This window comes from Flocculibacter collagenilyticus, from assembly GCF_016469335.1.
Classification (GTDB): Bacteria; Pseudomonadota; Gammaproteobacteria; order Enterobacterales; family Alteromonadaceae; genus Flocculibacter; species Flocculibacter collagenilyticus.
In genome coordinates this window covers 3,019,016-3,044,802 of the sequence record NZ_CP059888.1, presented here as the reverse complement: position 1 = coordinate 3,044,802, position 25,787 = coordinate 3,019,016, and the positions used below count along the sequence as shown (strand labels likewise).

Sequence of the window (25,787 nt, the reverse complement as noted above, 5' to 3'; positions counted from 1 at the left end):
CACATGAATAATTGGTTTAAGTCAGGTGCGCCTTGGATTTGGATGACAGCGGGTGCAGTAAGTATCAGCTTAATTTCAGTCATCGGATTATTACTATTAATTGGTTGGCGTGGTTTAAGTTACTTTTGGCCGTCTGATATATATCAGTATGATTTAGTTCAGCCTGATGGAACACAGCAAACGATTATTGGTGAGCTGTATGACAAAGAGCAAGTTCCTACTGCACGTTTGCGTGGTAAAGGTCTAGCTTTAGAAGGTTACAACAAAGAGTTTGTAGAACGTTACCTCATTAAAACAGGTAACCGCGAATACGTTGAGCTAGATTTCCGTTGGTTGCTTGAAACCAATATTACTAGCCGAACAACGCCTGAAGGTATCGCCAAATTTGAACGTACTAAGAACGGCAACTTCTATGGATATATAGTAGAAATACTGCAAGATGGTCAGCCAATGGCTGGCGATAAGATTGCAAACCTTGATGCGATGATTGAGCGTGCTGTTTCATTAAACGAGCAAGCCCTTGATCTGCAAAATGGCCCGATTGGTAGTATTAACTATAAATTAGAAAAGTTGCGTTTAAAGCAACGTGCGCTTGAGCTTGATAATGAACTTACTGCAACAAAGCTTGCCGACATTAATCAGCAAAAAGCAGAGCTGCGTGCAGAGTTTTTAGCGTACGAAAAGCAACTTTTTGCACTTCGCGCTAAGGCTGACCGTGATACCGTTATTGTAAAGGATATGCGTAATAAAGAAGTCAGCATTCCGATTGCAATGATCTTAGATTACACCATGCCTAATGACATGTCTTTTATCAGTAAAGTAGGCACTTACTTTAAGCAATTAGCAAAGTTTATTACTGACGACCCGCGTGAAGCAAATACGGAAGGCGGTGTGTTTCCTGCCATATTTGGTACAGTATTTATGGTGATGCTGATGGCTGTTATTGTGACGCCGTTTGGAGTAATCGCTGCCATTTATCTACATGAATATGCTGCGCAAAACTCGGTCACTAAAATTATCCGCATTGCAGTAATTAACTTAGCAGGTGTACCTTCTATCGTTTACGGTGTATTTGGCTTAGGTTTCTTTGTTTATATGTTGGGTGGTTCAATAGATAAATTATTTTATCCAGAAGCTTTACCCGGCCCAACATTTGGTACTCCAGGTGTATTATGGTCAGCATTAACGCTAGCAATATTAACCTTACCTGTGGTTATTGTTTCTACAGAAGAAGGGTTGTCACGTATACCTAGTGCCGTACGTGAAGGGTCATTAGCGTTAGGGGCGACTAAAGCAGAAACGTTATGGCGTATCGTTATTCCAATGGCAAGCCCAGCAATTATGACTGGATTGATTCTTGCTGTTGCGCGTGCTGCCGGTGAAGTTGCGCCATTAATGTTGGTGGGTGTAGTAAAAATGGCACCAACATTACCTTTAGATGGCAATTTCCCGTTTATTCATGTTGATAGAAAATTTATGCACTTAGGTTTCCATATTTATGATGTTGGTTTCCAAAGCCCGAATGTAGAAGCGGCACGACCGCTGGTTTATGCCACCGCATTTTTATTGGTTTCGGTTATTGTCGCGTTAAATATCACCGCGATTGGAATACGAAATCATTTACGAGAGAAATTTAGATCGCTAGAGCATTAATCTGCATAGCGTTATTAACCAACACTCTCGAAGAATAGAATTTTAAGTTAGGTGAAAAAGAATGATTTCAGTTAAACCACAAGTGATTGCAAATGAAAGCAATAAACTAGATTTAAATAACCTAAGTGCAGAACAAACAGCACTAGAAATAAAAGATCTTGAATTGTTTTATGGTGACAAACAAGCACTCCATGGCGTTAATATGAAAATTCCAAAAGGGCAGGTAACAGCATTTATCGGCCCTTCAGGTTGTGGTAAATCAACGCTATTGCGTTGTATTAACCGTATGAACGACTTAGTAGATATTTGCCGCATAACTGGTGAAATAAATCTGCATGGTAAAAATATTTATGACAAGGATGTAGATGTTGCTGCATTACGTCGAAATGTAGGAATGGTGTTCCAGCGTCCTAATCCTTTTCCTAAGTCTATTTATGAAAACGTTGTTTATGGTTTGCGTTTGCAGGGGATGAGTAACAAGCGTGAATTAGATGAAGTGGTTGAAAAGTCGTTACGTGGTGCTGCACTTTGGGATGAAGTGAAAGATCGCTTACACGACAGCGCATTTGGTTTGTCAGGCGGTCAGCAGCAGCGTTTAGTGATTGCGCGCTCAATTGCCATTGAGCCAGAAGTACTATTGCTAGATGAGCCAACTTCAGCACTTGATCCAATTTCAACACTCACCATTGAAGAGCTAGTGAATGACTTAAAGAATAAATTCACTGTGGTGATAGTAACGCATAACATGCAACAAGCAGCGCGAGTATCTGACCAAACTGCATTTATGCACATGGGCGAATTAATAGAATACAGCGATACTAATACCTTGTTTACCACGCCAAGAAAAAAGAAAACTGAAGATTATATTACTGGCCGATATGGGTAATAGAAAAGTTACTCACATCAAATAAGTGACACTTTACTGTTAGCCATGCACATATAAAAGTTATAGGAAATTATGATGGAACTTAATGTAAATAAACATATTTCTGGTCAGTTTAATGACGAACTAGAGGCAGTTAGAAATCATGTTTTAACAATGGGCGGTCTGGTTGAACAACAACTAACCAATGCATTAAATGCAGTGAATGATAGCGATCCAGAGCTTGCCAAACAAGTACTAACAAGCGATTACAAAATAAACGCAATGGAAGTACAAATAGATGAAGAATGTACCCGAATAATTGCTAAGCGCCAGCCAGCAGCAAGCGATTTACGCTTAGTGTTGGCAATAGCAAAAACGATTGCTGACCTAGAGCGAATCGGTGATGAGGCAGAACGTATTGCAAAAGTTGCTCTAGAGTCTTTTACCAAGTCTCAGCAAGAGTTGCTTACGCAGTTAGACAACATGGGACGCCATGTAGTTAAGATGCTGCATGATGTACTGGATGCATTTGCTCGCATGGATGTTGATAGTGCGTTTGAAGTGCACAAGGAAGATAAAAAAGTAGATAAAGAGTATGAGGCTGTTACTCGTCAATTAATGACCTATATGATGGAAGATCCACGTTCAATACCACAAATTATGAACGTGTTATGGTCAGCCCGTTCACTAGAACGTATAGGTGATCGTTGTCAGAATATCAGTGAATACGTCATTTTCTTTGTAAAAGGAAAAGACATTCGTCACATTAGTCGTGAAGAAATTGAAAAGGATGTGTTAGGAAACTAGCAGCTTTTTAATTGTTCAACTAAATTGAATGATTAACAGAAAATAATTTAGACAAAGAATTCGCAAAATGAGCCACTCATTACGATGGCTCATTTTGTTTTTTTGTCTTTATTATCAAGACAAAAGTATTATTTTGCTGATTTTACCCGCAGAAAATGACATTAAGGTTACAAATTGGTTTTCTATTAGGGTAGAATCCGCAGCGAATTTTAAAGCAATAAAAAGGTAATTATATGCCTGGCAATTCAATATTAGGTGTGTTTGCAAAATCACCTATAAAACCGATTGAAGAACACATAAATACAGTGCATCAAGCAAGTGAGCGTTTACTCCCTTTCTTTGCTGCCGTGTATAACAATGACTGGGATTTAGCAGAAAAACTGCATAAAGAAATCTCAGAAATTGAAAAAGAAGCGGACGTGCTAAAACGCGATATCCGTTTACAGTTACCAAGTGGTATCTTCATGCCGGTTGAACGTACTGACCTATTAGAGTTAATCACACAGCAAGATAAAATTGCTAATAAAGCAAAAGATATCTCTGGCCGTGTGTATGGTCGTCGTTTAGAAATTCCAGCTCAAATCCAAGTTGATTTCAAATTATATGTTCAACGCTGTATTGATGCCGTTGAACAGTCAAGAAAAGCAATTAACGAATTTGATGAACTGCTAGAAACAAGTTTCTCAGGCAGAGAAATAGACATCGTTGAAAAAATGATTAGCGAGTTAGATGCAATCGAAGACGATACAGATAGCATGCAAATTGAATTGCGTAAATCACTACAAACCTTCGAAAAAGACTTAAACCCTATCGATGTGATGTTTATTTACGACATTATCAATTGGGTTGGGGGCTTAGCTGATGAAGCTGAGCGCGTTGGTGCACGTTTAGAGCTAATGTTAGCTCGTTAGTTAAACAAAATTTTTAAAAAAAACAAAGGTTCATTTTCATGGATTTATTGCAAACGTACGGCTTCATGCTCATTGTTTTTGCCGCTGTTGTCGGTTTCTTTATGGCATGGGGTATTGGTGCTAACGATGTTGCTAACGCAATGGGCACATCTGTAGGTTCAAAAGCACTAACCATTAAACAAGCAATCATTATTGCAATGATTTTTGAGTTCGCAGGTGCGTATCTTGCGGGTGGCGAAGTAACGTCAACGATTCGTAAGGGAATAATTGATACAGCGCCATTTGTGCCGCTTCCTGAATATCTTGTACTTGGTATGATTTCAGCGTTAATGGCAGCAGGTACTTGGTTAGCTGTAGCGTCTTATTTAGGTTGGCCAGTATCAACCACTCATTCAATTGTTGGTGCCATTATTGGTTTCGCAGTGGTTGCAATTGGTGTTGAAGCAGTTAGCTGGGGCAAAGTGGGTGGCATTGTTGGTAGCTGGATAGTAACGCCTGCACTATCAGGTATTCTGGCATACTTTATATTTGTCAGTGCGCAAAAACTGATTTTTGATACCGATGAGCCGCTGAAAAATGCAAAGCGTTATGTTCCTGTATATATGGGATTAGCGGGCTTTATCTTATCATTGGTTACAATTAAAAAAGGCTTAAAGCATGTTGTTAAGTCAGGCGACTTAAGCATTTCTAATACTGAAGCTTATATTTATGCTGCACTAGTTGCTGTTGTAATTGCATTAATTGGTAAGTTTTTTATCAGCCGCGTTAAGATTGACCCTGCTGCTGACAAAGAAATGCATTACAACAACGTAGAAAAAATCTTTGCTATTTTAATGGTAGTAACAGCGTGTTGTATGGCGTTTGCTCATGGTTCAAACGACGTAGCGAATGCTATCGGTCCACTAGCTGCGGTAGTAAATGTTATTCAAAACGACGGTGAAATTGCTAAGAAAGCTGAATTAGCATGGTGGATTTTACCACTTGGTGGTTTAGGTATTGTTGCTGGTTTAGCCTTGTTCGGCCACCGTGTTATGGCAACAATTGGTAAGGGGATTACACACCTTACGCCAAGCCGTGGTTTTGCTGCTGAATTAGCGGCTGCATCAACCGTTGTTATTGCGTCGGGTGCTGGCCTACCAATCTCTACTACGCAAACGTTAGTAGGGGCTGTATTAGGTGTAGGTTTAGCGCGTGGTATTGCTGCACTAAATTTAGGTGTTGTGCGTAACATCGTAGTGTCGTGGGTAGTAACGCTACCTGTAGGTGCTGGTTTAGCGATAATCTTCTTCTTAATGCTAAAAGCTATACTGCTTTAAGCATCATGATTTTTGCTAGTTAATCATAATTAGCAATATTGAAAATAAACGCGGTGCTTATTAAATAGGTGCCGCGTTTTTGTTTTTATTCATTTCACCTTATTCACTCACATTCCATCCATATTTTATCGTCGGCACTCCATTTGTTCCTAAAATGTTGCCTTGATTAACAGTTTGTCACACATAACTACTTTTTATTTATAAGAAATTGATTACAATGCCGTCTTCACTTTTTAATGGAGTTAGCCATGGTGGCAATAAAAAAACTCATTACACGTTGTTCAGTTCTAGCAGTAGCGTTAGTGTCATTATCAAGCTATGCGATTACCGAAGCGTCTGATGTAAAACAATTTAAGCTTAAAAACGGCATGCAAATTATGGTGTTAGAAGATCATTCTATTCCTAATGCCAATATGTATATCTTTTGGAAGGTTGGTTCGCGTAATGAATATCCGGGCATTACAGGATTATCACATTTCTTCGAACATATGATGTTCAATGGTGCTAAGAAATATGGCCCAAAAATGTTTGACCGCACCATGGAAGCTGCTGGCGGCAGTAATAATGCCTATACCACTGAAAATTTAACTGTTTATACCAACTGGTTTCCTGCAGACTCAATGGAAACCATGTTTGACCTAGAGGCTGACCGCATTCAGCACCTAGCTATTGAAAAAAGCATGGTAGAAAGTGAACGTGGCGTGGTAAGTTCTGAGCGTACAACAGGACTAGAAAACTCAAACTTTAGATCGATTTGGCAAGAAGTAAAAGGTGCTGCTTTTCGTGCCCATCCTTATAGCTGGCCTGTAATTGGTCATGCTTCAGATATAGAAAACTGGAGCTTAGAAGATCTAAAAGAGTATCATAAAACCTATTATGCGCCGAATAATGCTGTGGTTGTTATTGCAGGTGATGTAACCGTCGAAAAAGTAAAAGCACTAGCAAAAAAATACTTTGAGCCAATTCCAGCACAAGCTGAGCCGCGTGAAGTACATACGGTTGAGCCAGAGCAAAAAGGTGAGCGAAGAGTTTATGCGCACAAGGCTTCAGTAACTACGCCAAATATTATGATTGGCTATCATGTGCCTAATACCCAGCATAAAGATTACTACGCATTAAATATGCTAAGTGAAATTTTAAGCTCAGGTAATAGCTCGCGTTTGCATAAGTCATTGGTTAGCGACCAACAACTAGCAAGCAGTGTTTTTACTTACTTCCCTGAAAGTATTGATCCTAACTTATTCTACATCTACGCCGTTGCAGCTAAAGATGTGCCAGCAGAAAAGCTTGAAAAAGCAATTATCGCCGAAGTTAACAGCATCGTTAAAAATGGCGTAACAGCGAAAGAATTAGAAAAAGTAAAAAACAGAAAGCTAGTCGACTTTTACCGCACTATGTCTACCATCAATGGTAAAGCTAATACAATTGGTACTTATGAATTGTTCTTTGGCGATTACACCAAACTATTTAGTGCACCAGAAGATTTTAATAAAGTAACACCAGAAGATATTAAGCAAGTTGCAAGCAAATACTTACGTAAAGCAAATCGCACTGTAGGAATACTATCTTCGCAGGAGGACACTCATGAAGAAGACTTATAAGCGTGCGTTAACACTGGTAAGTGTTACCTTAAGTGCCATTGTTACAACAACGGTAAATGCTGCCTACAGCCTACCTGAGTACACGAAAACTGAATTAAATAACGGGCTTACAGTTTATCTGCTAGAACAGCATGAAGTACCACTCATTGATGTTAATGTAGTGGTAAAAGCGGGAGCAGTTGAAGATGGCAAGTTAGCTGGATTAAGCTATTTAACCGCAGAAAACTTGAAGCTTGGCACAAAGTCGCTAACAAAAGATAAAATGGATGAAACACTCGATTTTATTGGTGCAGAAGTTGTTGCCGATTCATCGCTAGAGTTTTCTCAAATTTCAGCCTCATTAGCTAAGAAAGATCTAAATAAAGTACTGCCAATTTTAAAAGATATGGTGGCCGAGCCTGCGTTTGATAAGGCTGAATTTGAAAAACATAAATCGCGTTACTTACTTCAGTTACAACAACTGAAAGAAAGTCCAAAGTCGGTGATTAACAATTACTTTAATAAAACATTATTTGGTGGAAGTGGTTACGGCTCCGTTGAGCAAGGCGACACGGAAAGTGTGACTGCTATTACGATTGATGACATTAAGCAATACCATCAAACATGGTATCAGCCAAGCCAAAGTGCCATCATTGTTGTGGGTGATTTTGAAACGCAAGCAATGCTAAAGCAGGTTAAAGCATTATTTGGAGAGTGGGAAAACACCAAAACGCCTAAGCGCACTGAAATAACAGGCGTTAAAGACTTTAAAAATGCGAATGTAGTATTGGTAAATAAGGCTGACGCAATAGAGTCAACATTTATGATTGGCGGAAAGGGCGTAGCTCGTAGCAACCCTGATTATATTGGCATTCGTGTCATTAATACTATATTAGGTGGTCGTTTTACGTCTTGGTTAAATGACGAACTACGTGTTAATTCAGGATTAACCTACGGTGCTCGCAGTGCGTTCCGTTCGTACAGCCAAGCAGGCACATTCGCAATTTCTACTTTTACAAAGTCTTCAACCACTGAGGAAGCGATGGATTTAGCATTGCAAACCTACCAGCGTTTGTGGAATAAAGGTATTGATGAAAAAACGCTAGCGTCAGCAAAGGCGTACGTTAAAGGTCAATTTCCTACACGTTACGAAACCTCAACACAGTTAGCAGACTTATTAGCAAATATGTTTGGTTATGGCTTTGATGAGCAGTTCATTAACACGTTTGAGCAGCAAGTAAATTCATTAACCACTGCAAAAGCGAAGACGTTGATTAATAAATATTTTCCAAAAGATAATTTACAGTTCGTTGTGGTTGGAAAAGCTGAAGAAATAGCTGAAACACTTACAAAATACGGCAAGGTAAAACAGCTTGAAATTAAAGACGCGGGCTACGACGTTAAATTATAGTAGTGGCTTCTTATTGAAAGCTTAAAATAAGGCTGGGTAGCGCAAGACTAACGCGTTACTCCAGCCTGAATTATTTGAATTGATTACTTTTTCTTTTTCAGCTTAACTTTTTTAGCTGCTTTGCCTTTTACTTTTTTCTTCTTAACAATTCTTGCTTCTTTATATCTTGGCTTAAGCCCTTCAATAACGCGGCGTTTTAATTTCTGATCAGTAAAGCGTTCAACTTTCGCTACCATGCGTACGTCATGCGCTTCAATCAGTGAAATTGCAGTGCCTTTCTTTCCAGCACGAGCAGTACGACCAATTCGGTGCACGTACACATCAGCTGAGCGTGGCATGTCGTAATTAATAACGTGAGTGATATCATCAATATCAATACCGCGTGCCGCTACGTCCGTTGCGACTAATACTTTTACCCAGCCGTTCTGAAACTTTTCAATCGCCTTTAAGCGCTTGTCTTGAGGCATTTCGCCTTGAAGCCAATTACAACGAACGTCTTCACTTTGTAACTGGCCAATCAGCGTTTGTAACCGTTCACGCGTTTTCACAAATACAATGGCTTTGTGAGTTTCTTCTTGTTTAAGAATATTAACCAGTAGCGCAAATTTATGATGAGCGTCGTCTGCTAAATGGATCCACTGGGTAATTTTACCCGTTTCGCTTTTTGGCGGTTCGGCCATAATACCAATTGGATCGTTAAGTACTTGGTCAGCAAATTTTTCAACCGCATTACTTTCAAGCGTGGCAGAAAATAACATGGCATGGCGACGATTTCTGGCTTCGTCTGTAATGCGTTGCATTTCGCCTCTAAAGCCCATGTCTAGCATACGATCGGCTTCGTCGATAACTAATATTTCTACATCTTCAGCATGAAAATTTTCGGTTTCTAAATACTCCATCAGTCGACCAGGAGTCGCGACTAATAAGTCATTATTTTTTTCGAAAATTTCTTTATGACTACCGTAATTAATTCCGCCAGTAATAACGCCTAGCTTTAAATGCGTATTCGCTGCTAATAACGTTGCTTGTTCATGAATTTGATACGCTAATTCACGAGTAGGTGCCATAATTAATACACGCGCAAAGCCTGGATTTCTTCTTGGAAAGTCGAGTAAGTGTTGTAGTGCAGGTAATAAGAATGCAACTGTTTTACCTGTACCAGTAGGCGAGCAAGCGAGAATGTCATTACCTTCTAACGCTGCGGGAATGGTTTCTTGTTGAATCGTAGTTGGCTTTTTATAGCCAATATTTTTAACTGCTTTTAGCAATTCAGGAGCGAGGTCGAGTTCGTCGAATGTCATAATACCAATGTCGTAATACGGGAAAATCAAACAATAATTGGTCAATTATACCTTAGATGTGAAGATAGCGTCAGTGATAAACGGTAATAATCTCTGTAGGTTGCGGGTTATTATTGCGGTGGTGTTAGTGATATAAGGTGAAAATAGCCTAATCTATTGAAAGTTTTAGGTAAAATAAGTTAGCTAAGCTAAAGTGGCATGTATAAATTGGTCAGAAAAGTCATTGATACGGTGCAAAAATAATGAATAAAGGTTTTACATTTAAAGAGTTTGTTGTCAATCACGAACGCTGCGCGATGAAAGTGGGCACTGACGGTATTTTACTTGGCGCATGGGCTCCCATTGTTAATATGCACAACATGTTAGATATAGGCTGTGGTAGTGGGTTAATTAGCTTGATGTTAGCGCAGCGTTATTATCAGCAGGGTACCGCGGCTAAAGCGGGCGTTTGTAATATTACAGCAATTGATATTGATGATAATGCGGTAATGCAAACCGCGGAAAACGTTGCACTTAGCCAGTGGTCTCAGTCTATCAAAGTGATTCAATGTAACTTTTTTGAATGGGCTAAAGAGCAGCAGGAGCATGAATTACATTCTTTTGATGCCGAGTATGCCAATAAGCATAATTTCGATTTAATTATTTCAAATCCACCATTTTTTAATGACTCATTAATTAGTCCTGATGAAAGCAGGGCATTAGCACGCCATAACGTGGAGTTCGATCATTTAGCGTTACTGAAAGTAGCTGCCCAGTTGTTAAGAGTGGATGGCTTCTTAGCGATTATTTTGCCGGTAGCTGAAGCCGAAGTATTATTAAAAAAGTGCTATGAAGCGGGGCTGACATGTATAAAGCTTACAAAAGTAAGCGCTCGACCAAATAAAGCATTTCATCGTTATCTAATGTTATTTAGTAAATCGAATAGCCATATTGCACAGTCACAAATTCAACAGCAATCCATTCCAGAAGATAATCTATCGATTTACAATGAGAATAATGAATACTCAGCCGAGTATACGGCTTTAACGCAGGCGTTTTATTTAAAAATGTAGCAAGTGCTTATGCTTATAAAAGTGCTTGCCACTCTATTAACACTTGCTCGCTCCATTGTGCGATACGTTGCTCTGATAAGTCGTACTGACATTCGTCGTCTAGCGCTAAGCCAACAAAGTGAGTGTTATCATTCGTTAAGGCTTTTGAGGCTTCAAATTCGTAGCCTTCATTTGGCCAATACCCAATGACTTTAGCGCCGACTTCAGTTACAGCATCGTGCAGCATACCGAGTGCATCTTGAAACCATTCACTATATCCTTCTTGGTCGCCCATGCCGTATAACGCAACAATTTTATTAGATAATTGCAAAGTGTTAATGTCTTCCCACTTTGACTCCCAATCTTCTTGAAGCTCACCAAAATCCCAAGTCGAAATACCGAAAATAACTAGGTCATATTCTTCGCAGTTTTTTAATGGTTCATCTTTTATGTTGTGTAATGAAACGACATCTTGCTCTAAAAACTGGTTAATTGCTGCTTGAAGTTTTTCAGCTGCCATTTCCGTATAACAGGTGGTTGAGCCGTAAAAAAGACCTATTTTCATCTAATAAAATACCTACGGATGATGATTTCAATAGTGCCGGATTTTAGCAGATGTTAAAGTGCTTAAATAGCTCTTATCACACCTAGTGATCATTCTGTTTTTGGATAACTGGCCTTTATAGAAAATTTAACCTGCGGCTAATTTATCTCTCTCGGCTTGTCGCTAGTTGTAGCCATATTAATTAAGAGATAATTTAGCTGAGTTCATGTTGACCCATTGCATAATTTCAGTGTACTAAGACCTTTCCAACACAAGTTGAAACTCATGTTACTAAAGAAAGATAAAAACCTGTTCATGCTTAATATTCTCTTAAAGGGTGGCTGAGCAAGCGACATAATTAATCAGAAAGCTGGCTTGTTGCTACATCCTTTTGTAGTATTGCATCTCGATTAGGATTTCTACTGAACTGTTAATGAAATTTGTGGGCAACAGTTTGGGTCTAATAGATAGCAAGTACTAGCTAGGCAAGTATTAGCTCAATAGCTATTTTTGACGCGTAGTTTTAAACTAACAATTACGATTAAGCGAGATTTATGAACAACTTATTAAAATTATTTGGACTGTTATCACTGGTTTATGCCAGTTCAACATTTGCTGTTGAAGTGGAAAAAGATGGTGCCATTAAGCAGCAATTTTTAAAATTGGGTTTAAATGTAAAAGCAATTTCTCCAAGTCCAATTAAAGGGTTGATGCAGGTAGTTACTGACCGTGGTATTTTTTATAGCTCACAAAATGGAAAATATTTAGTACACGGTAAAATGTTTGATCTTGATAACGGCGTTGCTAACTTAACGGAACAAGCGATGGCAGGCATCCGTTTAGATCAAATTAAAGAAACAGCGGGCACTACTATCGACTTTAAAGCAAAAGACGAGAAGTATCAGATTACTATTTTCACTGATATCACCTGTGGATATTGCCGTAAATTACACAATCAAATGAGTGCCTATAATGACTTGGGTATTAGTGTGCGTTATTTAGCATTTCCACGAGGTGGATTAAACAGCCCCTCGTTTGAAGATTTAGAGTCAGTATGGTGTGCAGACGATAAGCAAAAAGCAATGACTGATGCTAAAGCGGGTAACTCGGTACAACGTGCTAAGTGTAGTTCGCCAGTAGCGGCACATTATGATTTAGGTGCGCAGTTTGGCGTAACAGGAACACCTGCTATTGTATTAAGCGATGGCAATATGATCCCTGGATATCAACCACCTGAACGTTTAATTGAAGTGCTTAAAGCAATGTAATTGCTAAGCAATTTAATTAGTTAGATACGGCAGCTTTTAGCTGCCGTTTTCTGTTTGTTGTTAGAGTATATTTTAAACTGCAACAAGCACCCGTGTTTGCTTAATCACCAAAAATAAAAGAATAGTATGCCAATTCAGATAAAGCGCAGACCTGCCGTTAATCAGCATAATTTACCTAAGGATATTCCCGACTTTTTACAGCAAATTTATGCTGCTCGTGGAATTACTGAGCCTCAAGAACTTGAAAACGGTGCCAAATACCTTGCCAATTTTCAGGATATGCATGGATTAGACGAGGCTACAGCTCTCTTAATCGAAGCGCTGGAAAAACAACATAAAGTAGTGATTGTTGGCGACTTTGATGCTGATGGTGCAACCAGTACGGCATTATTAATGCGCGGTTTACCGATGTTTGGTCTAACTAATGTCGATTTTATGGTGCCTAACCGCTTTGATTTTGGCTATGGTTTAAGCCCAGAAATGGCAGAGCAAGTAGTTAACGCTGGCGCTGATTTATTGATCACGGTTGATAATGGTATTTCGTGCCACCAAGGTGTGGCACTAGCAAAATCTGCAGGTGTTAAGGTATTAATTACGGATCACCATTTGCCGGGCGCAACATTGCCAGATGCTGACGCGATAGTTAACCCTAATCAACCCAACTGTAAGTTTGCGAGTAAAAACTTAGCCGGTGTTGGTGTTGCCTTTTATGTGCTGGTTGCTTTGCGCGCAAAATTGCGAAGCATGGACTTTTTCAATCAACAAAATGTCGCTGAGCCCAACATTGCTAATTTACTTGATTTAGTTGCGCTGGGTACCGTTGCCGATGTAGTTGAGCTTGATGGAAATAACCGAATTTTGGTGTATCAAGGGTTGCAACGAATTCGTAAGGGGCAATGCTGTGTAGGCATTAAGGCGCTAATAGATATTGCTAACCGTCACCATACAAAATTACATGAAAGCGATTTTGGTTTTGCGCTTGGCCCAAGGTTAAACGCAGCGGGTCGCTTGGATGATATGTCATTAGGTATTACATGTTTAATTACTGATGATATGAGCCAAGCCAGAAGAATTGCAGACGAATTAGATACGCTTAATAAAACTCGCCGTGAAATAGAGCAAGGCATGCAAGCTGAAGCTGAAAAAGTAATTGCGAAGCTGCCATTACAGGAAGGCATTGTGCCCGACGCAATCACGTTATTTCAAGATGACTGGCATCAGGGAGTGATTGGTATAGTGGCTGGACGAATAAAAGAAAAGTATCACCGTCCCGTTATAGCTTTTGCTTGCAGTGATAATGAGAACCAAGCAATGGATACTGAGCTAAAAGGTTCTGCGCGTTCAATTACCGGTATTCATATTCGAGATATGCTCGATGAAGTTAATACACGCTTTCCTAACCTCATTATTAAGTTTGGCGGTCATGCTGCGGCAGCAGGATTGTCAATTCAAAAAGATAAACTTGCTGAATTTACTCATGCATTTGAACAAGTGATTAGCGAGCACATGAGTGATGAACAACGCACAGGCAGTATTTTAACTGATGGTGCTTTACCACCCAATTTAATGACGCTGGATGTGGCTAATACACTTAAACACGCGGGCCCTTGGGGGCAAGCATTCCCAGAGCCGATATTTGACGATTTCTTTACCGTAATTCAGCAACGCATTGTGGGTGAAAAACATTTAAAGCTTGTGTTAGAGCATGCATCAGGGCATTACTTCGACGCTATTCATTTTAATTGTGACCTAGCAGTGTGGCCAGATCTCACCATAAAGTCGGTTCATGTCGTCTATGCACTAGATATCAATGAATTTCGCGATAAATTGAATTTACAGCTAATGGTCAAAGAGATCCAAATAACTCATTAAGATGGTATTAAAAGTCGCGGTTGTCTTTGTTACAATGCGCGGTTCGATAAAAGCTAATATATAGGTTGTGCAACGTGTTTGAATTGAACCCTATCCAAACGTTAATAAAAGATATTCGTGCCCGTACCGATGTACTTCGGGGGTATCTTTGACTTTGATGTCAAAGTTGAGCGTTTAGAAGAAGTATCGCGTGAATTGGAAAATCCAGATGTTTGGAATGAGCCAGGAAAAGCGCAAGCATTAGGTAAAGAAAAGTCATCTTTAGAGCTGATTGTTAACACAATCGAAGAACTAAAAAGTGGCTGCGATGACGTTGAAGGGCTAGTGGAACTGGCGGTTGAAGCTGAAGATCAAGAAACATTTGATGAAGCGCAGGGTGAAGCTGACGAATTAGTCGCAAAACTTGAAACGTTAGAATTTCGTCGTATGTTTTCAGGCTCACAAGATGCAAATGATGCTTATATCGATATTCAAGCTGGGTCAGGTGGTACAGAAGCACAGGACTGGGCAAGCATGTTGCAACGTATGTATCTACGTTGGGGGGAGGCCAAAGGCTTTAAAACAGAACTAATTGAAGAGTCGGATGGTGATGTTGCAGGTATTAAAAGTGCCACTATTCGGTTTTCAGGTGAATATGCATTTGGCTGGCTGCGTACAGAAACAGGCGTACACCGTTTAGTAAGAAAATCTCCTTTTGATTCAAGTAATCGTCGTCATACTTCTTTCGCGTCAGTTTTTGCGTACCCTGAAATTGATGACTCAATTGAAATTGAGATTAACCCAGCTGATTTAAGAATTGATACTTACCGTGCATCTGGCGCTGGTGGGCAGCACGTAAACCGAACTGATTCAGCGGTACGTATTACACACTTACCAACTAATACGGTGGTGCAATGCCAAAACGACCGTTCACAGCATAAGAATAAAGACCAAGCAATGAAGCAGTTAAAAGCGAAGTTGTATGAGTTGGAAATGCAAAAGCAAAATGCTGAAAAACAAGCGTTAGAAGATACCAAGTCGGATATTGGCTGGGGCAGCCAAATACGTTCTTATGTATTAGATGATTCACGTATAAAAGACTTGCGTACTAGTGTTGAAAACCGTAATACTCAAGCCGTATTAGACGGCGATTTAGACAAATTTATTGAAGCGAGCTTAAAAGCAGGGCTGTAATCAACAGCTACTGCAATTATGCCGTGTTAAGAATTTACCAAATACCTATTATTAATTAGAGAATACCCATGTCAGACCAACAATTAGATGAAAATAAGTTGATTGCTGAGCGACGCGCAAAGTTAAGCGCGATCCGTGAACACTGCTCTGCAAACGCACATCCAAATGACTTTAATCGTGAACACTTTAGTGCTGATCTACAAGCTGAATTCGGTGAGAAAACGAAAGAAGAATTAGAAAGTTTAGATCACAAAGTTAGTGTTGCTGGTCGTATTATGGCTAAACGTGGTCCATTTATGGCCCTACAAGACATGTCTGGAAGAATTCAGGCTTATGCGGCGAAAGATGTACAAAAAGTGATTAAAGAAAAATATGGCGTACTAGATGTAGGCGATATTATTGGTGTATCTGGCGCATTACATAAATCGGGTAAAGGCGATTTGTACGTGAATATGGAAGAGTACGTGCTATTAACTAAGTCACTGCGTCCATTACCAGAAAAATTTCACGGATTAGCTGATCAAGAAACAAAATATCGTCAGCGTTATGTTGACTTAATGGTAAGCGAAGAAACGCGCGAAACCTTCTTAATGCGTTCTAAAATTGTATCGGGTATCCGTAAGTTTTTAGCTGACCGCAACTTTATGGAAGTGGAAACGCCAATGCTACAGGTTATCCCTGGTGGTGCCACGGCGCGTCCTTTTGTTACGCATCATAACGCGTTAGACCTTGATATGTACTTGCGTATAGCGCCAGAGCTTTACCTAAAGCGTTTAGTGGTTGGCGGTTTCGAACGCGTATTTGAAATTAACCGTAATTTCAGAAACGAAGGTTTATCAACTCGTCATAATCCAGAATTTACGATGATTGAATTCTATCAAGCATACGCAGATTACAATGACTTGATGGATTTAACGGAAGAAATGCTTCGCACAGTAGCGCAAGATGTACTTGGCACCAGTACCGTTATTAATACCGTTAAAGATGAAAATGGCGAAGTTATTGAAACGAAAGAATATGACTTTGGTAAGCCATTTGAACGTTTAACAATGGCTGATGCGGTATTAAAGTACTACCCAGAAGCCACCGCGAATGCAGAATTTAACGCGGCAATTAACGACCCTGAAGATAACTTAGAAACTCTAAAAGTAATGGCAAAAGCCTTACATATTAAAGAGCCAGAAGTTGATGGTATTTGGGGACCAGGTAAATACCTATGTGAAATATTTGAAGCTACAGCTGAAGAGCAATTAGATCAGCCAACATTTATTACTGCGTATCCGTGGGAAGTTTCGCCACTGGCACGCCGCAATGATGAGAATTCGTTTATTACGGATCGCTTTGAATTTTTTGTTGGTGGAAGAGAACTCGCAAACGGTTTCTCAGAGTTAAATGATGCTGAAGACCAAGCAGCGCGTTTCCGTAAACAAGTTGAAGAAAAAGATGCTGGCGATGATGAAGCTATGCATTTTGATGAAGATTATATCCGCGCGCTTGAATACGGTATGCCACCAACAGCAGGTGAAGGTATTGGTATCGATCGACTAGTGATGTTATTTTCAGACTCACCAACGATTAAAGACGTGATCTTATTCCCACATATGAAGCCAGAAGCGTCGGAATAAGCTATCTCAACAAGTTAAATAAATATGCAAAAGGCACTAATTAGTTAGTGCCTTTTTTTTCTTCAAGTAATGGATCGCTTGAACCTTTCCGTTTTAATTTCGATAAATGTTTAGTTTGCTCAAAAGCGTCACGTACTTTCTTAACTAGTGCTGGGTCAGTTTTTAAGCCGAATGCCATGCAGTTTTCAAAGGTTTCTTGGTTGTTAATAGTGAGAAAAGGGGTCACCTCATCAAGTTTAAGACCCATTTTTGACAATCTGATCGTCATTGTTTCAGGTGTTTCAATTAACAAATCTAAGCGTCCTGCAAATAATTTTCTTATATTCGCTTCATCATCTACCACCACTTCTAGGTTGGTATTATCAACAAAACCAACACCTTTTAAATAGGTATGAGGGTAAGTGTTTTTTACCACTCCAACTTTATAGGCTTTAACGTCTTCAAGGTTCTGCGCTTGAATATCTGTTCTTTTGGTCAGTCGATAAAAATGATGTTTAACATACGGTGTGATTTGGCATATCCATTGAAATAAATCTTTACGTTCTGGCGTACGAATAATGGAATAGATAAGTACATTTTCTTCTTCTTGCGCCATATTGTAGGCACGTACCCAAGGATAGGGTTCAATATGATAGTCTAGCTTAGCATGCTCAAGTGTTTGCCTTATCACATCAGTGGCAATGCCCACAACCTCGCCATTTTCATCTATATAATTATAAGGAGGCCAAATTTCGGTAACTACGGTAATATGTGGTGTGCTAGCTGGCGTGATATTATCAATGGTAATGTCGTGATGCGCCCGAACCTTATTTGCTAAGACAAGAAGAATAAACAAAGGTAATACAAGCCAAGCGAGCAGCTGCTTGAATGTTATGTGAATAAATGTATTAAAAAATGACTGCAACAAACTAGTAAACCTTCTAGAGTAATGACGAGGTTTAACTCATTTTTAACATTAATGTTAATGTGTATTTTCATCAGTCTATCTTAATTCTGGGCGATCGAAAATAGTTTACAAGTATAAATTAATAATAAATTGGCTTAGTGAATACTGGATTTACCGTTAAAATGTAAGTTTTTAGGTACACTTTGCTGTTAAATAATTAAGGAACAAATATGAATAACCATGCAGAAGAGCAACGTGTTGAGATTGAAGCTGCTGTATTACGTAAGTTTTTAGCCCATTTAGATGAGCATAAAGAAGTGCAGAATATAGAGTTAATGAACTTGGCTGATTTTTGTCGAAATTGTTTAGCAAAGTGGTACAGTTCCGAGGCAAAAGCGCGCAGCGTTGATGTTGATTATGAGCAAGCAAGAGAAATAATTTACGGTATGCCTTACAGCGAATGGAAAGAAAAACATCAAAAACCTGCTACGCCCGAGCAACTTGCAGTATTTGAACAAAAAAAATCTAAAAAACGTTAATTATCATTATTTAGTTACTTTATGTATGCATTAAGAGCGTATCAACAAGAAGCTGTTGACGCCACGTTAAGTCATTTTCGTAAAACCAATGCACCCGCTGTTATTGTTTTACCTACAGGGGCAGGAAAAAGCTTAGTTATCGCTGAGCTGGCCCGCTTAGCCAAGCAAAAAATTTTGGTGTTGGCACATGTGAAGGAACTGGTTGCTCAAAACTATGAAAAGTATCAGTCTTTGGGGCTGGAAGCTGGGATCTATGCAGCTGGCCTGAAGTCAAAACAAATTGAGTATCAAATTACGTTTGCCAGTGTTCAGTCGGTGTCACGTAATTTAGCAGCGTTTAAAGATAGTTATTCTTTAATAATCATTGATGAATGCCACCGCGTAGCAAGTGATGAAAGTGGGCAATATGGTGGCATTATTCAACATCTTACCAAGCAAAATGCTGAGCTAAAGGTCTTAGGTTTAACCGCTACGCCATATCGTTTAGGTATGGGATGGATTTATCAATATCACTATCATGGTATTAAGCGTTGCGAGCATAAACCGCCATTCGAGAAGTGCATATTCGAGTTGCCACTCTCATATATGATAAAGCATAACTTCTTAACACCACCAAAGTTAATTGATGCTCCCGTCGCGCAGTATGACTTCTCATCACTGTCATCCAACAATAGTGGTGAGTTTAACGAGCAAGAAGTTAATGCATTACTGGTTAAATATCCAAGAGTAACGCAAGCCATTATTGAGCAGGTTATAACGTTGTCAGTGGGGCGGCAGGGGGTAATGATATTTGCTGCGACAATTAAGCACGCTATGGAAATATTGGGTTATCTACCAGAGCAAAGTACGGCTTTAGTGACAGGTAAAACACCTGCCAAAGATCGCGATACACTGATTGCACAGTTCAAGCGAAAGCAGTTAACGTTTTTAGTGAATGTATCCGTATTAACCACAGGGTTTGATGCGCCGCATGTCGATTTAATTGCTATTTTACGCCCCACCCAGTCAGTTAGTTTATACCAACAAATTGTTGGCCGTGGCTTGCGGTTGTCTTCTCAGAAAAAAGATTGTTTAGTGATTGATTATGCAGGCAATGGAATTAATATTTTTTACCCTGAAGTTGGACAAAAAAAGCCAAGCTCTGATAGTGAGTTAGTACAAGTATTTTGTCCTGCTTGTGGTTTTGCCAATGCCTTTTGGGGCAAGACCGATGGCGCAGGTAATATAACTGAGCATTATGGTAGAAAGTGCCAAGGCGTATTTGAAAGTGAGGACGATAGAATTGACTGTGATTATCGTTTTCGTTTTAAAGAATGTAATCAATGTAATGCCCAAAATGATATTGCTGCGCGCGAGTGTCATCAATGCGGAAGTGACATTATCGATCCTGATGAGCAATTAAAAAAAGCGCTCCGATTAAAAGATGCCAAAGTGATCCGTTGTGCAGGGATGAGTGCTGAGCAAAGTGGTCAGAATAATGAGAAGCTAGTGCTTATTTACCATGATGAAGATGGAGTTGAACTAAAAGAAACGTTCGATTTTAGTCATAATGGTTCAAAGCAGGTGTTTAATAGGTTATTTGGAAAGCGTTTTAAACAAGGAGCTGAACCAAAAACGTTTCATCACCCATCCGAGGTGATTAGCCAAATTACGTACTTTTCACACCCAGACTTTGTTGTAGCTCGTAAAGCGAAGCATTATTGGAAAATCCAAGAAAAAATCTTCGACTATGAAGGGAGTCATCGTAAAGCGAATCATTTGTAGCGCGCTCATTTATTTAAGTTATTCAGCTACGTTAAGTTTATCAGCTATATAGCGGCTTATTGGCAAGGCTGAGGTTGCAGCGGGCGATGGTGCATTACACACATGTAGCGAGCGTTTTGTTTGCATAAAGTGAAAATCATGAATAAGTTGCCCATTCTCTGCCATGGCTTGAGCACGTACTCCTGTTGGATGAGGCTGTAAGTCCTCTAAGGTGAGATTGGGGCAATATTTTTGAACAGCGCTGAGGTAACTAGATTTAAAAAATGCATTTTTGTATTCCCCTAATGCACTTTGCCAATGTATTTGCGCAAATTGCCAAAAGCCCTTGTAACTTAGGGTGCTAATGCTATCAGCAAAACTAAAGTTTAACCGCGAGTAGCCTTCACGTTTGAGCCCCAATACTGCGTTTGGACCTACCGTAACACTGCCATCTATCATGCGAGTTAAGTGTATGCCAAGAAAAGGAAAATCAGGGTTTGGTACAGGATAGATTAGGTGGTTAATTAACGGCGTGTGTTGTTGCGCGAGTTTGTAATATTCGCCGCGAAAAGGAATAATTCGAAAATCTGGTTTTATGCCTGCCAAGGTAACCAGTTTGTCTGCCATCAGTCCGCCACAGCAAATTAAGTGCTTTGTTGTGTGTGTTTGTAAGTGAGTGATAACACTTACATGATCAGTGGTTTCAATAATGTCTTTTACTTTTTGATCAAAATAAACAGTTCCTCCTAATTGTTCAAACTCGCGTAATAAGGTTCTACATACTTGTTTATAGTCAACAATGCCAGTTTGCTTTATTTTTAATGCGCCAACGCCAACAATATTAGGTTCTAGTGCTTTTAGATCTGTTGAGGATATGGCAATTGCATTAATACCATTCGCGTAGCAGTTTTGTTGTAACGTATGTAGTTGTTTAGCTTCACGTGTATCGGTTGCGACAATTAACTTGCCACATTGCTGATAGGGCAACTGGTGTTGTTGGCAAAATGCTAGGGTATCTATCAGCCCTTGTTTGCACAAATTGGCTTTAAGGCTACCTGGTTTATAGTAAACGCCGGCGTGAATAACGCCACTATTTCTACCTGTTTGATGTTTAGCTACATCTGACTCTTTTTCAATTAATGTTATACGAGCTTTAGGTAAGCGTTGCTGAAGGGTATAAGCAGTGGCGATACCAACGATACCGCCGCCAATTATTAGATAATCACACTGGCTCATTACAACTGCTTATATTTTAATGATGGAAAATAACTATCAATTAATCCTGATTGAGTAATGAATACAAGATTTGCTTTACGTTTTCCGGTTCAAATGGCTTATCGCACATTGCATCAACACCTGATTGAGCAATATTCGCTAAGTGTGTGTCATTAACCTCAGATGACACCATCAATATTGGAATGTGCGACTGGGTACTTTTTTGACGAATGAATTCAGTTAATTCACGTCCGTTAACTTCGGGCATATTATAGTCGGTAACTACAATATCAAACATGTGCTCTTGCAGTAAGCCAATGGCTTGTTTGCCATCTACCGCTTCCATTAAATGCTGCATGCCCAAATTAGTTAGCACGCGTTTGATGTGATTTCTTGCTAAGCGACTATCGTCGACGACAAGTACGCGTAAGTCGTGAACATCGAATAATTCAAGCTCTAATTCTGATGGTGCTAAAATGTCTAGCGTTGCATTAATCGCTTTCCCTAAGTGATCTTTTGAAAAAGGCTTAGGTAAAATTGCAACGACACCACTTTGCTTAAACTCTTCTAACTGAGACTTTCTTCTTTCACTAGACACAAGCATGAATGGTATATGTGCGAAGTCATCGTCACTTTTAAGCTTTCTCACCAATTCTAATGCATTGCCATCATTAAAATGAAGTGAACTGATGACTAAATCAGGCTTATGGTCGTTAAGGATGTCAACCGTTGCTGCAATACTGCCGGCCACTTCAACGTTATGAACGCCTTCTTCAGCAAGGTGTTTGACAATGATTTTACTTTGAGTGGGGGATGGCTCTAAAAGTAAAATTGATAAATCGCTGGGAGTGAGTTCTTGCATAATATAGTGTTTACCTAAAAATAAATGTTGAATTGGGTATTAAAGTAACAACAAAGCGATAGTACGTTTAGCCGCCGCTAAACTTCACTTTATATCCCAACTTTTCTAACTCTAATTTCACTTTTTCTTTATTGTCGCCCTGAATTTCAATGATGCCGTCTTTTGCTGCACCACCACAGCCGCACTTCTTTTTCAGTGTAGCGGCGACTTTCTTCAATTCTGCTTCAGTACCTTCCACTCCAGCAATGGTAATTACGCCTTTTCCTTTTCTGCCTTTAGTTTCTTTACGAACACGTAAAAAACCATCTGCAAAAGACTCATATTGAGTTGGTTTATTAGACTCTGAAATACGGCCAGACTCAGTACTGTAAACTAAGTTATTGTCATGTTGCTTCATAATTTTCCTGTATATATAAACATAGCACTAAGTCACTGTTCTGTCTCGACCTCTTGCAGAAGCAGCGGTTAATAAGTGCTATGCGGCATATTTACCTTAATAATTAATAAGGTGTCAATCAACATATTGAAAATATGACCAAAAAAGACCGCTTCTAAGTGAGCAGGTACGGTAAGTTTAGACTATATTATGTATTGATCATTCGTGTTTTTATCTTCGTGAAAAAGTTCTACACATCCTAAGTAACCTTTAAGGAGTTATATGAGTTTAACAAAACACATGTCTGATGACGGTAAGTTATTTACACTAAAAATTAGAGGGAAGTTTGACTTTAATTTGGTGCAAGCTTTTCGTGCTGCTTACGCTGAAGTTGGCGATAACAACCCTAATGTAGTAGTAGATCTCAGAGAGACTGATTACATGGATAGCTCTGCATTAGGAATGCTGCTCAACATGCAGAAAACAATTAAAGGGCGTGTTGACAATATTAGTATTGTTAATTGTAAGCCGCAGATAAAGAAGATTCTGCAAATATCACGCTTCGATAAAAAATTCGACATCGAATAGCTGGCCTCTGCTGTATGAAAATACTTGTGGTTGATGATCAAGAGATAATCAGAGGTTTATTAAGAGTATTATTAAACGAAGATGGATATGAAGTCAGAGTCTCGGACAATGGTCAAACAGCGTTAGCGGAATTTGATGAATTTCAACCCGATATTATTCTATTAGACGCTAATATGCCGGTGATGGATGGGTATGAAGCTGCGCCGTTATTAAAACAAAAAGCGGGTAATTTGTATTTGCCTATTATCTTTTTAACGGGGCTGGATGACGATGTAAATTTGGCGAAATGTTTGGCTGTTGGAGGTGATGACTTTATTAGTAAACCCGTAGAGAAGTTAGTACTGGGCGCAAAAATCCGAGCACATGCCAGAATACGCGAGCTAAGCCGTGAAACTAACGAGCAAAATAAGCTACTTTCCTATCATCAAGAGTCCATAGCTAGAGAGCATGAGATTGTTGAGCATATTTTTCAAAATGCCTTACAGCAAAGTGATACGAGCTTTAATGACATGGATTTGCACCTTTCATCAGCATCCATGTTTAATGGTGATATATATTTAGTGGCTCAAAGTCCGTTAGGCAGTACCTACATAATGATGGGAGACTTTACCGGGCATGGTTTGCCTGCCGCAACGGGAGCATTACCTGTTTCTCGGGTGTTTTATGCCATGGTAGAAAAAGGATTGTCGGTTGGCGATTTGGCCTACGAGATAAATAAAAACTTACGTGTGTTATTGCCGGATGATATGTTTTTGGCTGCGACGATTGCAGAGATCAGTGTGTCGGGTAGAAGTCTCGTTATTTGGGCGGGGGGATTACCTGATGGTTTATTGCTAGATAAACAACAAAAACTGAAAGCGCGTATTTCATCACGCCATATGGCGTTGGGCATTTTACTAGAGCAAGAGTTTGATAGTGCAACCATGAACTTTGCGATCGAAGCAGGGGAGCACCTTGTACTTTATACAGACGGTGTAACAGAGGCAGCTAATATTGCTGGCGAAATGTATGGTGAGCAGCGTTTTTACGCGCTTTTTGAAGAAAAAAATACTATTTCCGTTAATGATATCATTCAGCAGCTAAAAGCATTTGTTGGTGATGTAAAGCAGGCTGATGATGTATCATTGGCGATTATCAAGTGCATTGATAACCGAAATAATATAGAAGAAATGCCTAAACTGGGATTGTCTGCGTTACCGTTTAGTTTAACCACACGATTAACGCCTGATATCATTCGCCGTTGCGACCCTATATTGCAACTGTTAAGAATGGTTTCAACTGTTGAAGGCTTAGGAGATCATCGTTCAACTTTATTCATGTTGCTCTCAGAGATTTATAATAATGCACTTGATCATGGCTTACTGGGATTGAGATCTAAAATTAAGGATCAAAAAAACGGCTTTTTTGATTACTACATGGAAAGAGAAGAGCGGCTTAATCAATTATTGGATGGCACTATTTCACTTGCCATTGACTACTTTCCCCAGCAAAAATCTGTGCGCTTTTGTTTATTTCACAATGGAGAAGGGTATCAAGGCAGCCATAATCCTTGCGAAATAAATCACGATAGTCCCCATGAAAATTGCGAACTAAGCCCGAGCGAGCAGGCAAAAAGTTGTACGTTAAAAGAGAAGAAAGAGCATGGTCGCGGACTTGAGCTTGTTGACGCGCTAGCGGAGTCATTACAGTATTTAGAGGGAGGCAATAAAGTTGTCATGACATATAAACTGCACTAAACGTTTTTACAAATTCCTCAGGATCCATTCTGCGATTGTTTTTGATCACTTCAAAGTGTAAATGTATCTCTGTTGCCTTGCTCGTTTGCTCTATGATGCCGATGTTCTATTTTTTCTCACTCAGTCTTATCGCCCTGTCGCCAACGCCTAGCTTTATAACGCTTAAATGAGAATATAAAATTTGGTAACCATTTTTGTGCTGGATTAATACTATCTTGCCATGATTCGAGTGCAATGCATTGTCACCCACAACCCGTTACAACTGAAGACTTAAAATTGGCTTTTGAAACAGTGAGTAAAGAAAATTTAACTCTGCTTTTCAACGGTAGGTATACGGCAGTGAGATCCCACATCTCACTGTATAATAAATGCGTGTGATTGGTGGCTGAGCAGCTTAATTACATAGGGAAAGATCTAATAAAGTAGCCATGTTGAAAAATGAAAGGTTGCGGAACGTTGATTATTTGCTATTATCTGGATTTATA

At 39.4% G+C, this 25,787-nt stretch carries 22 protein-coding genes; 16 read left to right on the top strand and 6 right to left on the bottom strand.

The features are described 5' to 3' along the window. The first annotated feature begins 3 nt into the window (after window positions 1–3). The 7 genes from pstA (at window position 4) to HUU81_RS13495 (ending at window position 8,543) form a co-directional block, all read left to right on the top strand. Entirely contained in the window at window positions 4–1,653 is a 1,650-nt protein-coding gene (gene pstA, locus HUU81_RS13525; protein ID WP_199609467.1) for a phosphate ABC transporter permease PstA, read from the top strand. Between the two features lie 61 nt (window positions 1,654–1,714). Beyond that, on the top strand, window positions 1,715–2,539 hold the full coding sequence (gene pstB, locus HUU81_RS13520; protein ID WP_199609466.1) for a phosphate ABC transporter ATP-binding protein PstB: 825 nt from the start codon (window positions 1,715–1,717) through the stop codon (window positions 2,537–2,539). A gap of 75 nt (window positions 2,540–2,614) precedes the next feature. Further along, the gene (gene phoU / locus HUU81_RS13515) at window positions 2,615–3,325 is read left to right on the top strand and encodes a phosphate signaling complex protein PhoU (RefSeq protein WP_199612070.1); all 711 of its coding nucleotides are present in this window, start codon (window positions 2,615–2,617) and stop codon (window positions 3,323–3,325) included. Window positions 3,326–3,558: 233 nt separating this feature from the next. After that, complete coding sequence (locus HUU81_RS13510) at window positions 3,559–4,236, top strand: TIGR00153 family protein (protein WP_199609465.1); 678 nt, start codon at window positions 3,559–3,561, stop codon at window positions 4,234–4,236. 38 nt (window positions 4,237–4,274) lie between these two features. Then, window positions 4,275–5,552, top strand: a complete 1,278-nt coding sequence (locus HUU81_RS13505; RefSeq protein WP_199609464.1) for an inorganic phosphate transporter — start codon at window positions 4,275–4,277, stop codon at window positions 5,550–5,552. Between the two features lie 248 nt (window positions 5,553–5,800). Beyond that, entirely contained in the window at window positions 5,801–7,153 is a 1,353-nt protein-coding gene (locus HUU81_RS13500; RefSeq protein WP_199609463.1) for a M16 family metallopeptidase, read from the top strand. After that, window positions 7,137–8,543, top strand: coding sequence for a M16 family metallopeptidase (locus tag HUU81_RS13495; RefSeq protein WP_199609462.1), 1,407 nt, complete (start codon window positions 7,137–7,139; stop codon window positions 8,541–8,543). Before HUU81_RS13500 ends, HUU81_RS13495 begins: the two co-directional genes overlap by 17 nt. An 83-nt stretch (window positions 8,544–8,626) precedes the next feature. Here HUU81_RS13495 and srmB read toward each other — a convergent pair whose 3' ends face one another. Next, a complete protein-coding gene (gene srmB, locus HUU81_RS13490; protein WP_199612069.1) occupies window positions 8,627–9,844 on the bottom strand; it encodes an ATP-dependent RNA helicase SrmB in 1,218 nt (405 codons plus the stop codon). Between the two features lie 242 nt (window positions 9,845–10,086). On the opposite strand from srmB, the gene HUU81_RS13485 reads away from it, so the two are divergent. Next, window positions 10,087–10,896 carry a tRNA1(Val) (adenine(37)-N6)-methyltransferase gene (locus tag HUU81_RS13485; RefSeq protein WP_199609461.1) on the top strand — a complete coding sequence of 270 codons (810 nt, stop codon included), beginning with the start codon at window positions 10,087–10,089 and terminating at the stop codon, window positions 10,894–10,896. Window positions 10,897–10,909: 13 nt separating this feature from the next. On the opposite strand, the gene fldB is transcribed toward HUU81_RS13485, so the two are convergent. Further along, the gene (fldB, locus tag HUU81_RS13480; RefSeq protein ID WP_199609460.1) at window positions 10,910–11,440 is read right to left on the bottom strand and encodes a flavodoxin FldB; all 531 of its coding nucleotides are present in this window, start codon (window positions 11,438–11,440) and stop codon (window positions 10,910–10,912) included. A 533-nt stretch (window positions 11,441–11,973) separates the two neighbouring features. On the opposite strand from fldB, the gene dsbC reads away from it, so the two are divergent. The 4 genes from dsbC (at window position 11,974) to lysS (ending at window position 17,357) form a co-directional block, all read left to right on the top strand. Then, a complete protein-coding gene (dsbC, locus tag HUU81_RS13475; RefSeq protein ID WP_199609459.1) occupies window positions 11,974–12,687 on the top strand; it encodes a bifunctional protein-disulfide isomerase/oxidoreductase DsbC in 714 nt (237 codons plus the stop codon). Window positions 12,688–12,813: 126 nt separating this feature from the next. Further along, complete coding sequence (gene recJ / locus HUU81_RS13470; protein ID WP_199609458.1) at window positions 12,814–14,559, top strand: single-stranded-DNA-specific exonuclease RecJ; 1,746 nt, start codon at window positions 12,814–12,816, stop codon at window positions 14,557–14,559. Window positions 14,560–14,633: 74 nt separating this feature from the next. Then, a protein-coding gene (gene prfB, locus HUU81_RS13465; RefSeq protein ID WP_199609457.1) for a peptide chain release factor 2 occupies window positions 14,634–15,732 on the top strand; the annotation gives its coding sequence in 2 pieces (ribosomal slippage) (window positions 14,634–14,708 and window positions 14,710–15,732; 1,098 coding nt in all). 68 nt (window positions 15,733–15,800) lie between these two features. Next, entirely contained in the window at window positions 15,801–17,357 is a 1,557-nt protein-coding gene (lysS, locus tag HUU81_RS13460; protein ID WP_199609456.1) for a lysine--tRNA ligase, read from the top strand. A gap of 40 nt (window positions 17,358–17,397) precedes the next feature. Here lysS and HUU81_RS13455 read toward each other — a convergent pair whose 3' ends face one another. Next, window positions 17,398–18,264, bottom strand: coding sequence for a substrate-binding periplasmic protein (locus tag HUU81_RS13455; protein ID WP_199609455.1), 867 nt, complete (start codon window positions 18,262–18,264; stop codon window positions 17,398–17,400). A 209-nt stretch (window positions 18,265–18,473) separates the two neighbouring features. Here HUU81_RS13455 and HUU81_RS13450 point away from each other — a divergent pair, with 209 nt between their 5' ends. Then, window positions 18,474–18,782 (top strand): DUF1244 domain-containing protein, encoded by a 309-nt coding sequence (locus tag HUU81_RS13450; protein WP_199609454.1) that lies wholly within the window; start codon window positions 18,474–18,476, stop codon window positions 18,780–18,782. A gap of 21 nt (window positions 18,783–18,803) precedes the next feature. Further along, window positions 18,804–20,546, top strand: coding sequence for a DEAD/DEAH box helicase (locus HUU81_RS13445; RefSeq protein ID WP_199609453.1), 1,743 nt, complete (start codon window positions 18,804–18,806; stop codon window positions 20,544–20,546). Window positions 20,547–20,564: 18 nt separating this feature from the next. Here the strand turns inward: HUU81_RS13445 and lhgO are convergent, their stop codons facing one another. The 3 genes from lhgO to HUU81_RS13430 all read right to left on the bottom strand — a co-directional run bounded on the left by lhgO (window position 20,565) and on the right by HUU81_RS13430 (window position 22,999). Beyond that, complete coding sequence (lhgO, locus tag HUU81_RS13440; RefSeq protein ID WP_199609452.1) at window positions 20,565–21,761, bottom strand: L-2-hydroxyglutarate oxidase; 1,197 nt, start codon at window positions 21,759–21,761, stop codon at window positions 20,565–20,567. A gap of 40 nt (window positions 21,762–21,801) precedes the next feature. After that, window positions 21,802–22,602 (bottom strand): response regulator, encoded by an 801-nt coding sequence (locus HUU81_RS13435; RefSeq protein WP_199609451.1) that lies wholly within the window; start codon window positions 22,600–22,602, stop codon window positions 21,802–21,804. A 67-nt stretch (window positions 22,603–22,669) separates the two neighbouring features. Continuing rightward, on the bottom strand, window positions 22,670–22,999 hold the full coding sequence (locus HUU81_RS13430; protein WP_199609450.1) for an SUI1 family translation initiation factor: 330 nt from the start codon (window positions 22,997–22,999) through the stop codon (window positions 22,670–22,672). A gap of 261 nt (window positions 23,000–23,260) precedes the next feature. On the opposite strand from HUU81_RS13430, the gene HUU81_RS13425 reads away from it, so the two are divergent. Together HUU81_RS13425 and HUU81_RS13420 are read left to right on the top strand one after the other, a co-directional pair. Further along, the gene (locus tag HUU81_RS13425) at window positions 23,261–23,566 is read left to right on the top strand and encodes an STAS domain-containing protein (RefSeq protein WP_199609449.1); all 306 of its coding nucleotides are present in this window, start codon (window positions 23,261–23,263) and stop codon (window positions 23,564–23,566) included. Between the two features lie 14 nt (window positions 23,567–23,580). Next, on the top strand, window positions 23,581–25,302 hold the full coding sequence (locus HUU81_RS13420) for a SpoIIE family protein phosphatase (RefSeq protein WP_199609448.1): 1,722 nt from the start codon (window positions 23,581–23,583) through the stop codon (window positions 25,300–25,302). Window positions 25,303–25,787 lie beyond the last annotated feature (485 nt).

Excerpts from the sequence above, each read along its gene's own strand:
- pstA (WP_199609467.1), top strand. The coding sequence starts at position 4 with ATGAATAATTGGTTTAAGTCAGGTGCGCCTTGGATTTGGATGACAGCG.
- pstB (WP_199609466.1), top strand. The coding sequence starts at position 1,715 with ATGATTTCAGTTAAACCACAAGTGATTGCAAATGAAAGCAATAAACTA.
- phoU (WP_199612070.1), top strand. The coding sequence starts at position 2,615 with ATGGAACTTAATGTAAATAAACATATTTCTGGTCAGTTTAATGACGAA.
- HUU81_RS13510 (WP_199609465.1), top strand. The coding sequence starts at position 3,559 with ATGCCTGGCAATTCAATATTAGGTGTGTTTGCAAAATCACCTATAAAA.
- HUU81_RS13505 (WP_199609464.1), top strand. The coding sequence starts at position 4,275 with ATGGATTTATTGCAAACGTACGGCTTCATGCTCATTGTTTTTGCCGCT.
- HUU81_RS13500 (WP_199609463.1), top strand. The coding sequence starts at position 5,801 with ATGGTGGCAATAAAAAAACTCATTACACGTTGTTCAGTTCTAGCAGTA.
- HUU81_RS13495 (WP_199609462.1), top strand. The coding sequence starts at position 7,137 with ATGAAGAAGACTTATAAGCGTGCGTTAACACTGGTAAGTGTTACCTTA.
- srmB (WP_199612069.1), bottom strand. The coding sequence starts at position 9,844 with ATGACATTCGACGAACTCGACCTCGCTCCTGAATTGCTAAAAGCAGTT.
- HUU81_RS13485 (WP_199609461.1), top strand. The coding sequence starts at position 10,087 with ATGAATAAAGGTTTTACATTTAAAGAGTTTGTTGTCAATCACGAACGC.
- fldB (WP_199609460.1), bottom strand. The coding sequence starts at position 11,440 with ATGAAAATAGGTCTTTTTTACGGCTCAACCACCTGTTATACGGAAATG.
- dsbC (WP_199609459.1), top strand. The coding sequence starts at position 11,974 with ATGAACAACTTATTAAAATTATTTGGACTGTTATCACTGGTTTATGCC.
- recJ (WP_199609458.1), top strand. The coding sequence starts at position 12,814 with ATGCCAATTCAGATAAAGCGCAGACCTGCCGTTAATCAGCATAATTTA.
- lysS (WP_199609456.1), top strand. The coding sequence starts at position 15,801 with ATGTCAGACCAACAATTAGATGAAAATAAGTTGATTGCTGAGCGACGC.
- HUU81_RS13450 (WP_199609454.1), top strand. The coding sequence starts at position 18,474 with ATGAATAACCATGCAGAAGAGCAACGTGTTGAGATTGAAGCTGCTGTA.
- HUU81_RS13445 (WP_199609453.1), top strand. The coding sequence starts at position 18,804 with ATGTATGCATTAAGAGCGTATCAACAAGAAGCTGTTGACGCCACGTTA.
- lhgO (WP_199609452.1), bottom strand. The coding sequence starts at position 21,761 with ATGAGCCAGTGTGATTATCTAATAATTGGCGGCGGTATCGTTGGTATC.
- HUU81_RS13435 (WP_199609451.1), bottom strand. The coding sequence starts at position 22,602 with ATGCAAGAACTCACTCCCAGCGATTTATCAATTTTACTTTTAGAGCCA.
- HUU81_RS13430 (WP_199609450.1), bottom strand. The coding sequence starts at position 22,999 with ATGAAGCAACATGACAATAACTTAGTTTACAGTACTGAGTCTGGCCGT.
- HUU81_RS13425 (WP_199609449.1), top strand. The coding sequence starts at position 23,261 with ATGAGTTTAACAAAACACATGTCTGATGACGGTAAGTTATTTACACTA.
- HUU81_RS13420 (WP_199609448.1), top strand. The coding sequence starts at position 23,581 with ATGAAAATACTTGTGGTTGATGATCAAGAGATAATCAGAGGTTTATTA.